Origin of the sequence: Nonomuraea fuscirosea (assembly GCF_035917475.1) — a bacterium.
GTDB lineage: Bacteria > Actinomycetota > Actinomycetes > Streptosporangiales > Streptosporangiaceae > Nonomuraea > Nonomuraea fuscirosea.
Genome location: NZ_CP109074.1, coordinates 135716 through 151891, shown reverse-complemented (window position 1 = coordinate 151891; position 16176 = coordinate 135716). Strand labels below are relative to the sequence as shown.

At 71.1% G+C, this 16176-nt stretch carries 9 protein-coding genes; 8 read left to right on the top strand and 1 reads right to left on the bottom strand.

All coding sequences use genetic code 11. The features are described 5' to 3' along the window. The first annotated feature begins 5 nt into the window (after window positions 1-5). Together treS and OIE67_RS00675 are read left to right on the top strand one after the other, a co-directional pair. Window positions 6-1706: a maltose alpha-D-glucosyltransferase gene (gene treS / locus OIE67_RS00680; RefSeq protein WP_106249444.1), complete on the top strand. Its 1701-nt coding sequence runs from the start codon at window positions 6-8 to the stop codon at window positions 1704-1706. Between the two features lie 3 nt (window positions 1707-1709). Beyond that, entirely contained in the window at window positions 1710-3041 is a 1332-nt protein-coding gene (locus OIE67_RS00675; protein ID WP_326635615.1) for a maltokinase N-terminal cap-like domain-containing protein, read from the top strand. Window positions 3042-3070: 29 nt separating this feature from the next. On the opposite strand, the gene OIE67_RS00670 is transcribed toward OIE67_RS00675, so the two are convergent. Next, on the bottom strand, window positions 3071-3922 hold the full coding sequence (locus OIE67_RS00670) for an NAD(P)-dependent oxidoreductase (protein WP_326635613.1): 852 nt from the start codon (window positions 3920-3922) through the stop codon (window positions 3071-3073). Window positions 3923-4013: 91 nt separating this feature from the next. Between OIE67_RS00670 and OIE67_RS00665 the strand changes: the two genes are divergently transcribed. The 6 genes from OIE67_RS00665 (at window position 4014) to OIE67_RS00640 (ending at window position 16159) form a co-directional block, all read left to right on the top strand. Then, window positions 4014-7247, top strand: a complete 3234-nt coding sequence (locus tag OIE67_RS00665) for a BTAD domain-containing putative transcriptional regulator (protein ID WP_326635611.1) — start codon at window positions 4014-4016, stop codon at window positions 7245-7247. A gap of 262 nt (window positions 7248-7509) precedes the next feature. Further along, a complete protein-coding gene (glgB, locus tag OIE67_RS00660; RefSeq protein WP_326645165.1) occupies window positions 7510-9666 on the top strand; it encodes a 1,4-alpha-glucan branching protein GlgB in 2157 nt (718 codons plus the stop codon). Window positions 9667-9793: 127 nt separating this feature from the next. Beyond that, window positions 9794-11770, top strand: coding sequence for a S8 family peptidase (locus OIE67_RS00655; RefSeq protein ID WP_326635609.1), 1977 nt, complete (start codon window positions 9794-9796; stop codon window positions 11768-11770). 235 nt (window positions 11771-12005) lie between these two features. Continuing rightward, complete coding sequence (locus OIE67_RS00650) at window positions 12006-13349, top strand: S8 family peptidase (protein ID WP_326635607.1); 1344 nt, start codon at window positions 12006-12008, stop codon at window positions 13347-13349. Window positions 13350-13482: 133 nt separating this feature from the next. Further along, window positions 13483-14838, top strand: coding sequence for a S8 family peptidase (locus OIE67_RS00645; protein WP_326635605.1), 1356 nt, complete (start codon window positions 13483-13485; stop codon window positions 14836-14838). Window positions 14839-14962: 124 nt separating this feature from the next. Continuing rightward, window positions 14963-16159, top strand: coding sequence for a sensor histidine kinase (locus OIE67_RS00640; protein ID WP_326635603.1), 1197 nt, complete (start codon window positions 14963-14965; stop codon window positions 16157-16159). Window positions 16160-16176 lie beyond the last annotated feature (17 nt).

Below are 16176 nucleotides of genomic sequence, written 5' to 3'. Positions count from 1 at the left end.
GGCTCATGAGCTCCACACCCATTCCCAACACCTTTGACGAGGAAAAGCCGCGCGACCCCTACTGGTACAAGCGGGCGGTTTTCTACGAGGTCCTGATCAGGGGTTTCGCCGACTCCAACGGCGACGGGACCGGCGACATCAGAGGTCTCATCAGCAAGCTCGACTATCTGCAGTGGCTGGGCGTGGACTGCCTCTGGCTGCTGCCGCTCTACGAGTCGCCGCTGCGCGACGGCGGATACGACATCGCCGACTTCATGAAGATCCTGCCCGAGTTCGGCGACCTCGGGGACTTCGTGAAACTGGTCGACGAGGCCCACAAACGCGGCATGCGCGTCATCGCCGACCTCGTCATGAACCACACCAGCGACGCCCATCCCTGGTTCCAGGCGTCCCGGCACGACCCCGAGGGCCCGTACGGCGACTTCTACGTCTGGTCGTCCACGGATGAGAAGTACCAGGACGCCCGGATCATCTTCATCGACACCGAGACGTCCAACTGGACCTACGACCCGGTCCGCGGCCAGTACTACTGGCACCGCTTCTTCCACCACCAGCCGGACCTCAACTACGAGAACCCGGACGTGCAGGAGGCGATGCTGGAGGTGCTGCGGTTCTGGCTGGACCTGGGCATCGACGGGTTCCGGCTGGACGCGGTGCCCTACCTCTTCGAGGAGGAGGGCACCAACTGCGAGAACCTGCCGCGGACGCACGAATACCTCAAGTCGATCCGGTCGGAGGTCGACCGGCTGTTCCCCGACCGCGTGCTGCTGGCCGAGGCGAACCAGTGGCCGTCGGACGTGGTCGAGTACTTCGGCGATCCGGTCGGCGGCGGGGACGAATGCCACATGGCCTTCCATTTCCCGCTTATGCCGCGCATCTTCATGGCCGTGCGCCGGGAATCGCGCTACCCCATTTCCGAAATTCTGGCACAAACGCCGAAAATTCCGGAAAACTGCCAGTGGGGAATCTTCCTCCGTAACCACGACGAGCTGACGCTCGAAATGGTCACGGACGAGGAACGCGACTACATGTACACCGAATACGCCAAAGACCCCCGCATGCGGGCCAACGTCGGCATCCGCCGCCGCCTCGCGCCCCTGCTGGAGAACGACCGCAACCAGATCGAGCTCTTCACCGCCCTGCTCCTGTCGCTGCCCGGATCCCCCGTGCTCTACTACGGCGACGAGATCGGCATGGGCGACAACATCTGGCTCGGCGACCGCGACGGCGTGCGTACCCCCATGCAGTGGGACCCCGACCGCAACGCCGGCTTCTCCGACTGCGACCCCGGCCGGCTCTACCTGCCGGTCATCATGGACCCGATCTACGGCTACCAGGGCATCAACGTGGAGGCCCAGCAGAAGAACGCGGGCTCGCTGCTGCACTGGACCCGGCGCATGATCGAGATCCGTAAGCGTCACCCCGTCTTCGGGCTGGGCGGTTACGCGGAGCTCAACTCCTCCAACCCGAGCGTGCTCGCCTTCGTCAGGGAACTGGGCGACGACCGGATGCTCTGCGTGAACAACCTGTCACGATTCCCGCAACCGGTCGAACTCGACCTGCGGAGGTTTGTGGGCGTCTCCCCCGTGGAAACCATGGGAGGCGTACCATTTCCGGCAATTGGCGAACTTCCGTATCTTTTGACGCTTCCCGGGCATGGGTTCTATTGGTTCACACTCCCGCCGGCCATCACCCAGGAGGAGTAGGACGTGCTTGACGAGCTCCTTGCCGCATGGATCGGCCGCCAGCGTTGGTTCGGCGGCAAGGGGCGCCCGATCGACGAGCTGTCGATCGACTCCGACGTCGAGCTGTCGCCCGGGCTGCGGCACCTCATCATCGCCGTGTGGCAGGAGGGCTCGCGCGACCGCTACCAGGTGCTGGTCGGCGAGCGCGACGAACTGCCCGACCGCCTGAACCACGCCCTCATCGGCACCGTCGGCGAGACCTACCACTACGACGCCGTGCACGACTCCGAGCGCATGGGCCTGCTCCTCGACGGCATGGCGCACGACGAGACCCGCGGCGGCCTGCGCATGCGCCACGTGCCCGGCGTCACCGTCGACACCTCCCCGCGCAGCGTGGTGCTCGGGGCCGAGCAGTCCAACACCTCGCTCGTGTACGGGGACGCCTACATCTGCAAGCTCTTCCGCCGGCTCATCCCCGGGGTCAACCCGGAGCTGGAGATCATCACCGCCCTGGCCGCCAGGAACGCCCCGCACATCGCGCGCCCGTACGGCTGGATCGAGACCGACCTCGACGGCACGGGCACCACGCTGGCGATCATGCAGGAGTTCCTCTCCCCCGCCAACGACGGCTGGGACCTCGCCCTGACCAGCGTCCGCGACCTGTACGCCAGCCTGCCCCAGGTGCCGGCCGGCGAGGCGGGCGGCAACTTCGCCGCGGAGTCGCGCCGGCTGGGCACGGCCACCGCGCGCGTGCACCACGAGCTGGCCGAGGCCTTCCCGACCGACGTGATCGAGGTGCACGAGGTCAAGCGGATGGCCGAGTCGTTCAGACGGCGGCTGGGGCTGTCCGTGGCCGAGGTGCCGCAGCTGCGCGAGCACGTGGGCTTCATCGAGCACGTCTACCACCAGGTGGAGCTGCTCACCACCGCGGTGCCCGTGCAGCGGGTCCACGGCGACTACCACCTCGGCCAGGTCATGCGCACGCCCACCGACTGGGTGGTGCTGGACTTCGAGGGCGAGCCGGGCCAGCCGCTGAGCGAGCGCCGGGCGCTCTACTCGCCGCTGCGCGACGTGGCGGGCATGCTGCGCTCGTTCGACTACGCGGCCAGGCACCTGCTGACCGGGCACTCCCGGGCCGCGGAGCTGGAGCCCCGGGCCCAGGAGTGGGCCGACCGCAACCGGGCCGCCTTCATCGACGGGTACATCGAGGGCGGCGGCGTCATCAACCAGGCGGACGCGGCGCTGCTGCGGGCGTTCGAGCTGTCGAAGGCGGTGTACGAGGTCGTGTACGAGGCCCGCAACCGCCCCTCATGGCTACCGATCCCGCTGGCCGCCTTCCGCCCGCGCGCAAGCTGACGTCCGGGCGCCGGGGCTCGGGCGCGAGATCACAGCTCTTCGACCAGGCCGGACAGACCCTCGTGCCCCAGCCCACGGGCGGTGCGCTGGTCGATGACGGCCTTCAGCGGCAGCAGCAGGTCCGGCTTGACGTTCTGCTCGCGGAAGGCGCGCACCAGGTTCTCCAGGCCCGCCCGGTTGATCTCCAGGTTGGACACCTCCGTGCCGTGCTCGCCGGACTCGATGTTGCCGGCCCAGGTGGCCTGCTGGGCGGCCATCGCGTGCATCCACGGGGTCAGCAACGTGGTGACGAAGTCGCGCAGCGGAAGCCCGGCCGCCTTCACCAGGGCCGCGGCCTCCAGGAAACCGGCGATCTGGCCGTACATGCCGGTCAGCATGGCGATGTCGAGCAGCGGCGCCGACTCGGGGTCCGTACCCGTGAACCGGGGCTCGGCCATGACGGACAGCACCTGCTCATAACGGTCGTAAACCGGACGGGAGCCGCTGTAGAGGATGAGGGCGCCCGGCTGGCCGATCATCGGCGGGACGGCCATGATGCCGCCGCCCAGGTAGTCGCCGCCACGCTCGGCCACCCACTCCGCCGTTCGCCCGGCCTCGACGGGGCGGCCGGTGGTGAGGTTCACCACGGCCCGGCCCGCCAGCGGCGTGCCGTCCAGGGTCTTCGTGACCGACGCGTGGTCGAGCAGGCAGACGATCACCAGCGGGCTCGCCCCCACGGCCTTGTCCGGGCTGTCCGCGAGGACGGCGCCCTCGGCGATCAGGGGCTCGGCCTTGGCGGGGGTACGGTTCCAGACGGTGACGTGGTGGCCGGCGGCCATGAGGCTCCTGGCGAGGGCGGCGCCCATGAGTCCGAGGCCAAGAACGGAGATATTTTCCGACATTTCAGTGTTCCTTAGGGATGAGGTCGATACGTCTCACCCTGGTGGTGGGCGGTTATGGTCGGGTTCTGGCTCGGTTATGGAGGGGCGGCGGATGCGGTTCGGGGTGCTGGGTCCGCTCGTGGTGCGGACGCCGGACGGACGGCCGGTCCACGTCCCGGAGGTCAAGGTCCGGGCGCTGCTGACCGTGCTCCTCATCCACGCCGGCCGCCCCGTCTCCGCCGACCGGTTGATCGACGACCTCTGGAACGGACGCCCGCCCGCCGGGGCCGCCGCCGCGCTGCGGGTCAAGGTCTCGCAACTGCGCCGGGCCTTGGGCGAACGGGAGCTGGTGGCGTACCGGGCGCCCGGTTACGTGCTGCGCGCCGACGCCGACTCCGTGGACGCCGGCCACTTCGAGTCGCTGCTCGGGCGCGCCCAGCGCACGGATGACCTGGAGGTACGCGCCTCACTGCTGCGTCAGGCCCTGGGGCTGTGGCGCGGCGGGGCGTACGCGGAGTTCGCCGACGAGCCCTTCGCCCGCGCGGCCGTGGCGCGGCTGGACGAGCAGCGACTGGTGGCCGAGGAGGAACTGGCCGAGACCCGGCTGGCGCTCGGGGAGCACGGGCTGCTCGCGGCGGACCTGACCGACCTCGTCGCCGCCCATCCCCTGCGCGAACGGCTCCGCGCCGCGCACGTACGGGCGCTCTACCTGGCCGGACGGCAGGGCGAGGCGCTGGCCAGCCACCGGGAGCTGCGGCGACTGCTGGCGGAGGAGCTGGGGCTCGATCCCGGGCCGGAGCTGGCCGCGCTGCACCAGGCGATCGTGTCGCGCGACCCGTCTCTCACACCGCCTCCCGCCCGGCCCCGTACGAACCTGCCCGCGCCACTGACCCGCCTGGTGGGCCGGGACGAGGCGGTGACCGAGGTACGAGCCCTCATAGGCACCAACCGCCTCGTCACCCTCACGGGCCCAGGAGGCGTCGGCAAGACCCGCCTCGCCCTGGCCGCCGCCGATCCCGCCGCCGATCCCGCCGACGATCCCGCCGACGGGGGCTTCGACGGTGGTGTGTGGCTGGTGGAACTGGCCTCGCTCGGAGCCGGGGCGGGGGTCGTCGAGGTGGCCGAGGCGATCGCCGACGTGCTGGGCGTGCGTGACGACGCCCCCGGCGGCATCCTGGAACGCCTGCCCGGGACCCTGCGCGCCGGGCGGACGCTGCTGGTGCTGGACAACTGCGAGCATCTCGTCGAGCAGGTGGCGACACTGGCCGACCGGCTCCTGCGGGCCGCCCCCGGACTGTGCGTCCTCGCCACCAGCCAGGAGTCACTGCGCATCGAAGGCGAGGTCCTGTGGAGCGTCCCGCCACTCGACCGCGCCGCCGCCATCGAACTGTTCACCACCCGAGCCGGCCTCAAGACCACCACGCCAACCCCCACGAGCACCCGTGCGGGAGCCGGTCCAGGACCCGGCACCAGTGCCGTCGCGGAATCCCACACCGGGATCGGCGCTGGGACCGACACCCCGGACAGTGCGGGGGTCGATGCTAATGTGGCGGAGATCTGTGCGCGGTTGGACGGGATTCCGCTGGCGCTGGAGTTGGCCGCCACCAGGATGCGGGTGTTGACGCCGCGGCAGCTCGCCGAGCGGCTCGACGACCGGTTCCAGCTGCTCGCATCCGGGCTGCGCGGTGCGCCGGCCAGGCAGCAGACGTTGCGGGCGATGATCGACTGGAGCTGGGAGCTGCTGTCGGACGACGAACGGGTGGTGCTGCGGCGGCTGTCCGTGCACGCCGACGGCTGCACGCTGGAGGCGGCCGAGGAGGTCTGCGCCGAGCCGGGCCTGGACGTGCTCGGCCTGCTGGCCCGCCTGGTCGATCGCTCGCTGGTGACCCGCACCCCCGCCCACGAGACGGGTCGCGGGCCGGCGGCCGAACCTCGGTACCGGCTGCTGGAGTCGGTGGCCGCCTACTGCCAGGAGCGGCTGGAGGAGGCCGGCGAGCTGACCGCCGTCCGGCACAGGCACCTGCGTCACTACACCGCCCTGGCCGTCCGGCTGGAGCCACGCCTGCGCGGCCCCGAGCAGTGCGACGCGCTCGTACGGCTGGACGCCGAAACCGCGAACCTGAGAACGGCGCTGGAGACGGCGGTGCGTGAGGGGGTTCCCGGCGAGGCGCTCCGGCTGGTGAACGCCATGGCCTGGTACTGGGTGCTACGCGGCAGACTGGGCGAGGGCCGCAGAGCCCTGGAGGCAGCCCTGTCCGTGGCACGTCCCGGCGATGGAGGCGCGGCGAAGACCGAGGTGTGGTCCGGCGATCCGGGAGCAGCTGAGGCTGAGGTGTGGTTGGCCGGGTTTCAGTTGTTGGCGGGGCGGCTGGCCGTCCTGGATCGGGAGTGGTTCGCCGGGATTGAGGATGCGCGCAGGCGGGCCGGGGCGCGGTGGTTCGCGGGGTTCGCGCTACTGGGTTATGAGGACGCGGCGGACAGCGAGACGCTGCTGGCGGCGGCGCTGGTGGAGTTTCGCGAGCTGGGCGACACCTGGGGCACGGCGGCCGCGCTGACCGTGCTGGCCCGGCACTCGGCGCTGCGTGGCGACCTGGCCGGGCTGCGGGAGCACGCCGAGCAAGGGCTTGCGTTGTTCCGGCGGGCCGGTGACCGGTGGGGGGAGCTGCGGGCGGCGGAGAACCTGGCGATGCTGGCCGAGATCACCGGCGACTACGACCGGGCCACGGCGCTGCGCCGGGAGATCCTGGGGATGGCGGAGGAGCTGGAGCTGTGGAGCTCGGTGTCGGACGCGCTGTCCCGGCTGGGCCGCATCGCGATGCTGGAGGGCGACCACGCGCGGGCCGACGACTACCACGAACGGGCGCGGCTGCTGGCCGTCGCGCAGTCGAACCCTCCGGCGGAGGAGTTCGCCGAGCTGGGCCTGGCGCTGGGGGCGCGCAGGCAGGGGCGGCTCGACGAGGCGGAGCGGCGGCTGCGCGCCTGGCTGGGCTGGGTCGAGGATGTGTCGGGCGATCCGGGCGCGGCGCTGATCCTGGCCGAGCTGGGGTTCGTGGCGGAGCAGCGCGGCGACGCGGCGGGCGCGCTGGACCTGCAGCGCCAGGGCCTGGCGGTGGCCCGCAGGGTGGGCGATCCGCGAGCGATCGCCCTGGCGCTGGAGGGACTGGCGGGCGCGCAGACGCTGGCCGGGCGGCACCAGGAGGCCGCGCGATTGCTGAACGAGGCGGCCGCACTGAGGGAGTCGGTGGGAGCCCCACTGCCGCCGGGTGAGCGGGGCGACGTGGACCGCATCACGGCGAGGATGAAACAGGCCCTCGAACCGGACCGAACGCCTCCGCCGACGCGATGAACCACGCAAGCACAGAGCCCAACGCTGGGGCTCGGGCGAAGGTGGGTGCAGAGAGTGGTGCGGAGGTCCGCACCAGACCCGGCGGTGGGGCGGACGATCTGCTGCGCGAAGGGGGCGGCAAAGGGTGGGGAAAGGATTGATAGACCGCTTCGGCATCGTCCTGTAATAAACCCGCGATTTCGCACTTCCGGTGATTGTCGCGGTGAAAGCGGGCAGTGCCTGGGATGGACGGTCATCTTAGGGCAGGGTTGGGAGCATGCCGATGAGGACAGAGCTCGACCGCCTGGCGGGCGGGGCGCACCATGATCCGCACTCCGTGCTCGGAGCGCACCCCGTGTCCGGCGGGGTCGTCTTCCGTACGCTGCGGCCCCTGGCGGAGCGCGTGCGGGTGGTGCTGGACGACGGCTCTGCCCACGACATGAAGCACCAGGCCCACGGGGTGTTCGAGGTGACGGTCCCGGGGCTGGACAAGGTGCCCGACTACCGGTTCAGCGTCCAGTACGCCGGCGCGGAGCCGTACGAGGTGCTCGATCCTTATCGGCACTGGCCCACGCTGGGCGAGGTGGACCTGCACCTCATCGGCGAGGGGCGGCACGAGCGGCTGTGGGAGGCGCTCGGGGCGCGGGTGATGGAGCACCAGGACGTCGACGGCACCGCGTTCGCCGTCTGGGCGCCGAACGCGCGCGGCATCAGGATCGTCGGCGACTTCAACCACTGGGACGGCACCGCCTACCCGATGCGCTCGCTGGGCCGGTCGGGCGTGTGGGAGCTGTTCGTGCCGGGGCTGGGCGCGGGGCAGCGGTACAAGTACCAGGTGCTGGGCGCCGACGGCGTGTGGCGGGACAAGGCCGACCCGATGGCCAGGCGGACCGAGGTGCCGCCGCTGACGGCGTCGGTGATCGACAAGTCCGACTACAGCTGGCAGGACGACGCCTGGATCGTCGAGCGGCGGCAGGCGCAGGCGCAGACGGCGCCGATGAGCGTCTACGAGGTGCACCTCGGCTCGTGGCGGCCGGGGCTGTCGTACGTGGAACTGGCCGACCAGTTGTCCGAGTACGTCGCCGACATGGGCTTCACCCACGTGGAGCTGCTGCCGGTGGCCGAGCACCCGTTCGGCGGGTCGTGGGGCTACCAGGTGACCTCCTATTACGCCCCGACGGCCAGGTTCGGCACGCCCGACGAGTTCCGCCACTTCGTGGACCGCCTGCACCGGCGCGGCATCGGCGTGCTGCTCGACTGGGTGCCGGCCCACTTCCCGATGGACGAGTGGGCGCTGGCCCGGTTCGACGGCACCCCGCTCTACGAGCACGCCGACCCGGCCAGGGGCGAGCACCCCGACTGGGGCACCTACGTGTTCGACTTCGGCCGCAGGGAGGTGCGTAACTTCCTGGTCGCCAACGCCCTGTTCTGGCTGAAGGAGTTCCACGTCGACGGGCTGCGGGTGGACGCGGTGGCCTCGATGCTCTATCTGGACTACTCGCGGCGCGAGGGCGAGTGGACGCCCAACGTGTACGGCGGCAGGGAGAACCTCGACGCGGTCGAGTTCCTCAAGGAGATGAACTCGGTCTGCTACCGGGAGGCTCCCGGCATCTCGACCGTGGCCGAGGAGTCGACGGCCTGGCCGGGGGTCTCGCGGCCGGTGCACCTGGGCGGGCTCGGGTTCGGCTTCAAGTGGAACATGGGCTGGATGCACGACACGCTCGAATACCTGCGCCACGAGCCGGTCTTCCGCCAGTACCACCACCATCAGCTGACGTTCTCGCTGCTGTACGCCTACTCCGAGAACTACGTGCTGCCGCTGTCGCACGACGAGGTCGTCCACGGCAAGGGCTCGCTGCTGGGCAAGATGCCGGGCGACGAGTGGCAGCGGTTCGCGCAGCTGCGGGCGCTGCTGGCGTTCATGTGGGCGCATCCGGGCAAGCAGCTGCTGTTCATGGGCGGCGAGTTCGGTCAGGGCTCGGAGTGGTCGGAGGAGCGCGGGCTGGACTGGTGGGTGCTGGAGTTCGACGGGCACCAGGGGGTGCAGCGGCTGGTCCGTGATCTCAACCGGCTCTACCGCGAGACTCCCGCCCTGTGGGAGCAGGACTGCAAGCCCGAGGGGTTCCGGTGGATCGACGCCGACGACGCCTCGGGCAACACGTTCTCGTTCGTCCGTTACGCGAACGACGGCTCGGCGGTGGCGTGCGTGGTGAACTTCAGCGGCGGGCCGCACGAGAACTACAAGCTCGGGCTCCCGTACGCCGGGCAGTGGTCGGAGGCGGTCAACACCGACGCCTACGACTACTGGGGCAGCGGCGTGGGCAACATGGGGACGGTCGAGGCCACGGAGGAGCCGTGGCACGGGCTGCCCTGCTCGGCCACGTTGCGGGTGCCGCCGCTGGGCGCGGTGTGGCTCACGCACGAGGGCGGTGCCCGCTGAGCGTTTGAGGTGCGGCCGCTGAAAGTTCGGTGAGAAACCGGCCTGGGGGCCTGTGCGTGTCGGGCAAATCGCCCTAAACTCCGAGATCATCCCCCTCGGAGGACGCGTGCGATTCCGCCCCTTGATCGTGAGCTCGATCGTTCTGGTCCTGCTGCCGTTATCGGCTCCGGCCTACGCGGAGGACCCGACGCTCCTCCCCACGCCGGGCACGTCCCAGACGCCGACGGCGCCGCCCCCGGCCGAGGACCCCCCTCCGGCCGAAACCCCGCCGGCCGAGACGCCGACCGCTGAGGAGCCGCCGGCCGAGGAGCCGTCCGGTCCCGAGAGCAAGGTGGAAGCGGGCCTGGGCGTGGACGGCGGCACCGAACGGGCCATCGTCGAGCTGACCGACCCCGCCGCGAACGCCACCGTCGCGACCCAGGCCGCGACCGAGAGCGTGGACGTGGTGCTGCAGCCGCTGAGCGGTTCGTTCATGGTCGTCGAGGGCACGGCGGAGGAGCTGGCCAAGCTGGCCGAGGATCCCCGGGTCTCCTCCATCCACCGCGACCGTACGTACCTGCCGGCCGACGTCTCCGCCAACCTGTCGCTGATCGGCGCCGACCAGGCGCACGCGAAGAGCTTCACCGGCGCCGGCCAGGCGGTGGCCGTGCTCGACACCGGCATCGACCCGGACCACCCGTGGTTCGCCGGCCGCATCGTGGCGCAGGCGTGCTTCTCCGCGACGGAGGAGGCCGGCGTCGAGTCGCTCTGCCCGAACGGGCAGAACAAGCAGACCGACGGCGCGGCGGCCGACGCCACCACGGCGAAGTGCCTGGCCGGGACCGTGAACATGTGCGACCACGGCTCCCACGTGGCCGGCATCGCGGCCGGCACCGGCGGCGTGGCACCGGGCGCGAACATCGTGGCGGTGCAGGTGTTCAGCCGGATCAACGACGAGGAGCTCTGCGGCGAGCCGTCGTGCCTGATGGCGTACGAGTCGTCGCTGCGCGAGGCGCTGGACTACGTGGCGACGCTGAACCAGCCGATCGCCGCGGTCAACCTCAGCCTGGGCGGCATGCTGTACGAGTCGAACTGCGACGGGACCGAGGAGGGCGCGGTCTTCAAGGAGAAGATCGACGCGCTGCTGGCCAAGAACATCGCGACCGTGGTGGCCGCGGGCAACGAGTTCTTCGACGGCGTCTCCCACCCGGCCTGCGTCTCCTCGGCGGTGGCCGTCGGCGCCAACGACAACTCCGACGCCGTCGCCGACTTCTCCAACCGCGGCGCGCTGCTGGACCTGTTCGCTCCCGGCGTGGACATCGAGTCGTCGGTGCCGGACAACGCCACGACCGTCTACAGCGGCACCTCGATGGCGACCCCGCACGTGGCCGGCGCGCTGGCGCTGATGAAGGCGGCCACGCCGGACGTCCCGATGACCGAGCTGATCGACAAGCTGAAGAGCACCGGCCGGCCGTACGTGTACGACTCGGGCGGCGCCCAGGTCACCACGCCGCGCCTGGACCTGGCGGCGGCCCTGGCCGGGGCGGCGCAGCAGCCGCCCATCACGCAGGCCCCGACGCAGCCGGGCCCCGGCGACACCAGCGGCCCCAGCCCCGAGCCCGAGGACTCGTCGACTCCCGATCCGGACCCCGGGACCGAGCCGGAGCCGGAGCCCACGTCGTCGACCAGCCCGGTCCCGCTGCCGACGGTCACGGTCACGGTGACCGTCACCCACACGGCGAAGCCCGTGGCCGCGGTGTGCACGCGCGGCACGGCGGCCAAGAAGCTGACGGCCAAGAAATGGGCGATCGAGCTGCACCGCGGCAGCGGCTCCCTCTCCGACGCCACGCTCACCTGCTACCTGAAGCTGATCGGCAAGTCCAGCAAAGTCTTCCCCGAGCTGACGAAGGCGTCGTCACTGGGCAAGGCGTACCGCGTGCTGAAGAACACCAGGACCGGCAAGGCCAAGCTCGACGGCGCGCTGCTGACGGCCTGGCTGAACTGGGCGCACGGCACGAACGGCACCACCTCGCTGACGGCCGGCGAGAAGGTGCGGCTCAGCGCCAAGCCGTCCGCGGCGGCGCTGAAGAAGGCCACCAAGAACGTCCTCAAATCCGTTAAATAGCGAGAAGTCCAGAAAGGGCCGGTCAAATCTGACCGGCCCTTTCTCGTCTCGCTCTTTAGGCAAAAAAGCCTCCAACGTTTCTCTGGGCTACATACGTCACTGACATCACACTTGTCACACGGGGGGATGTAAACGGCTGTACGCAGCCGGGAGCCGGACCAAAGCTTCACGGCTCCAGCCCCGGGAGGAAAAAGTGAGACTACGGTCTCTGTTCACCGGCGTCGTTACGCTTTCCGTGACATCAGCCGTGCTCTGGACCGCTCCGGCCCTGCAGGCCGACTCCGCCGACACCGGCGACCCGATCATCAGCCCGGCGCTCGTGTCGGAGATCCAGAAGAAGAGCAAGGTCCGCTCCATCATCCAGCTCAAACCAGGTCAGAGCGTGCAGGCCGTGGCCAGCGACCTGGAGATGGCCTCCGACGGCGGCCGGGTGCTGGAGGCGGCGCAGTCGCCGCACTTCTTCGTGGCCGAGGTGGACGGCAGGACGCTGGACAAGCTGAAGAAGGACAACCGTGTCCAGGCCGTCTACAAGGACGAGCTGAGCGCGCCCAACCTCGACGTCAGCACCACCGTGATCCGCTCCGACCGGGCCAACCAGGGCGGCTGGAACGGCACCGGCACCACGGTCGCCGTGCTCGACACCGGGATCGACCGCGACCACCCGTTCTTCGCCGGCCGAATCGCGGACGAGGCCTGCTTCTCCTCCTCCGACGCGAGCGACGGGACCGTCTCGCTCTGCCCGAACAACCAGCCCAGCCAGACCGGGCCGGGCGCGGCCGACGTCGAGACGCCGCAGTGCACCGTGGACGGCGCCAACGTCTGCTCGCACGGTACGCACGTCGCGGGCATCGCGGCCGGCAAGATGACCACGGGAGCGCCGGCCAACGGCGTCGCCCCCGAGGCCCGCCTGCTGCCCGTCCAGGTCTTCAGCCGCGTGGACGACCCGCTGGCCTGCGGCATCGGCCCCACCCCGTGCTTCCTCAGCTACACCTCGGACCAGAAGCTGGCGCTCGAATACGTGGCCAGGGTGGCGCGGACGTACAACGTCGCGGCGGTGAACATGAGCCTCGGGGGCGGGCGGGCGTACTCGGAGGCGTGCGACGCCGACCCGAGCGCGGGGGCGGTCAAGCCGGAGTTCGACGCGCTGGTGGCCCTGGGCGTGGCCCCGGTGGTGGCGGCGGGCAACAGCGGCTGGGAGAACGGCGTCTCCGCGCCCGCCTGCGTCTCCACCGCGATCACGGTCGGCGCCACGGACGACTCCGACGCGCTCGCCTCGTTCACCAACCGGGGGCCGCTGCTCGACCTGTTCGCCCCCGGCGTGGCCATCCGCTCCTCGGTGCCGGACGACGCCTACGGCGACAAGAACGGCACCTCAATGGCCGCGCCGCACGTGGCGGGGGCGTTCGCGCTGATGCGGCAGGCGTTCCCGAACAACACGGTCGAGCAGAGCCTGCAGCGGCTGCGCGACACCGGCGCGCAGATCCGGTTCGACGCCTCGGGGACCCAGGTGACCACGGCGCGCATCGACATGGAGCGGGCCACCGCCGGCGCGACCCCCGCCACCGACCCGCGGGCCTGATCACGCGTCTTCATGGGCCGGACGGGGCGACCGTCCGGCCTTTCGTGCGAAACCTCACCTTTCCCGCTGACCCCACGAGTCGAATTACTACACTTCTCTGGACAACACCCCCCGAACCCCTCCGGAGGAACGGTTGAGACTCTCGTCTCTGCTGGCCGGCGCCGTAGCGCTGGCCGCCACCTCGGCGACGCTCATCGCGACGCCCGCCCTGGCCGACCCCGAGTCCAAGATCGACCCCGCGATCACCGCGAGCGGCGAGCACCGCGCCATCGTGCACGTGAACCGGGCCGCCCAGGTGCAGGCGGTGCAGTCCAGTGCCGAGGCGGTCAAGCGGGACAGGAAGAACGTGGAGGCCCAGCCGCCCTCCGAGATCGCGGCCAAGCTCGACTTCTTCGTCTACCGCGGCACCCGCGCCGAGCTGGAGCAGATCGCCGGGCAGTCGGACGTCGTCTCGATCCGCAAGGACAAGCTCAACGAGCCCACGCTGGTGCAGAGCATCCCGCTGATCGGCGCGGACCGGGCGCAGCGCTCCGGCTTCACCGGCAAGGGCACCGCCGTGGCCGTCCTGGACTCCGGCATCGACAACGACCACCCCGCCTTCGGCGACCGCATCGTGGCCCAGGCGTGCTTCTCGGCCGCCGACCCCGTCGACGGCTCCACCCCGCTGTGCCCGAACGGCAGCCAGTTCCAGATCGGCGCCGGCGCGGCCGACGCGGAGAGCGCCGCGTGCATGACGGGCGCCCCGCAGCCGCAGTACGGCCTGTGCTACCACGGCACCCACGTGGCCGGCATCGCGGCCGGTCAGCGCACGGCCGAGTTCGCCGCGGGCGGCGTCGCCCCGAAGGCCGAGATCGTGCCGGTCCAGGTGTTCAGCCGCTTCGACGACTCGCCGTACTGCGCGGGCCGTCCCGTCTGCATCCTGGCCTACGACTCCTCGATCCTGACCGGCATGGCCTACGCCGAGCTGCTGGCCGACCAGTACCGCATCGCCGCGGTCAACCTGAGCCTGGGCGGCGGCAAGTACGACGTGGCCTGCGACGAGGGCGACGGGGCCGACTTCAAGGCCGAGGTGGACAAGCTCATGGCCACGGGCGTCGCGACGGTCGTGGCCTCGGGCAACGACGGCTTCGACGACTCGGTGTCGTGGCCCGCGTGCGTCTCGAACACGGTCGCGGTGGGCGCCACGGACAAGCAGGACGCGGTGGCGTCCTTCTCCAACAGGGGCGCGCTCCTGGACGTGTTCGCTCCGGGCGTCGCGATCACCGCGGCCATCGCCGGGAACACGTACGCGTCACTGAACGGCACCTCGATGGCCACCCCGCACGTCACGGGCGCGCTGGCGGTGCTGCGCCAGAAGCGTTCGCACGCCTCGGTGGACCAGCTCGTGTCCGCGCTGCGGCGCACGGGCAAGCCGATCGCCTACACCAGCGCCGGCACGGAGGTCACCACGCCGCGGATCGACGTCTGGGCGGCCCTGCGCGGCAGGTAGCCGTCACCGGCCCGGCGCGGGCGCTCCTCCCGCGCCGGGCCCTCAAGTACGCAAGCTCTCCTCCTACGCCAGCCGCACGCTGAGGGGCCGATCATTTCGGCGTCCGCTCTCGTACGATGAGGGCGTGCACGGCCTCCTCCGCTCCGTGTGGGACGAGCCCCGTCCGCCCGGCGCCCCGCGCCGCGTGTGGCGCGACTGGGCGCTCGTCGGGCTGCTCACGCTGGCCATCGTGCTCGAAGGCACCCTGCGCACCGACCTGCTGTGGCGGCCGCTCTCGATCGTCTATCCGCTGGTCATGCTGCCCACCCTGTTATGGCGGCGCACCAGCCCACTGGCCTGCCTGGCGGTCCCCGTCGTCACCACGGGCCTGATCCAGCACCTCACGGGCGCCGACCCGGCCGAGACGGCCTCGGTGGCGTACATGGTGATCCTGCTCTACGCGCTGTCCCGGTGGGGGTCCGGCCGGGAGATGGCGCTCGGGCTCGGGCTGATCACCGCCGCGGTGACCACGTCCACGCTCACCGGGCAGATCGCCACGATCCCGGGGCAACTGGCCGCCTCCGACGTCATCGGCGCGTTCACCGTCGTGTTCGCCGCGTTCGCCCTGGGCGGCGTCTTCCGCTACCGGGCCAGAGCCAGGGCGCGCGAGCTCGACCAGGTCAAACTGCTCGAACGCGAGCAGCTGGCCCGCGACCTGCACGACACCGTCGCCCATCACGTCTCGGCCATGGCCATCCGCGCCCAGGCCGGCATCGCGACCGCCGCCACCCACCCCGACGCCGCCGTCGACGCGCTGCGCGTGATCGAGGCCGAGGCGTCCCGCACGCTCGCCGAGATGCGCGCCATGGTGCGCGTCCTGCGCCGCGACCGGGCCCCGGGTGGCGGGGACATGCCCGAGCTGGCTCCCAACCCGCACCTCGCCGACCTCGAACAGCTCGCCGGCCGGCCCAAGGTCGGTCCCGCCGTGGAGGTGCTGATCGACGGCGACCTCGACGGCGTGCCCCCGTCGGTGGGCGCCGCCGTCTACCGCATCGCCCAGGAGTCGGTCACCAACGCCCGCCGCCACGCCCGGCACGCCACCAGGATCGAGGTCCGGGTCGCCGCCGACGACTCCTCCGTGCGGCTGCGGGTGAGCGACGACGGCGACAGCACCGCGACCAGGCCCGCACCCTCGCCCGGGTACGGGCTGCTCGGCATGATCGAACGCGCCGGCCTGCTGGGCGGCACCTGCGAGGCCGGTCCGAACCCCGGGCGCGGCTGGACCGTGACCGCCGTCCTGCCCAAGGCCCCGAAGCACGACGTCTCCCCGCGTACGACATGAGCCGACACGAGCCTGAG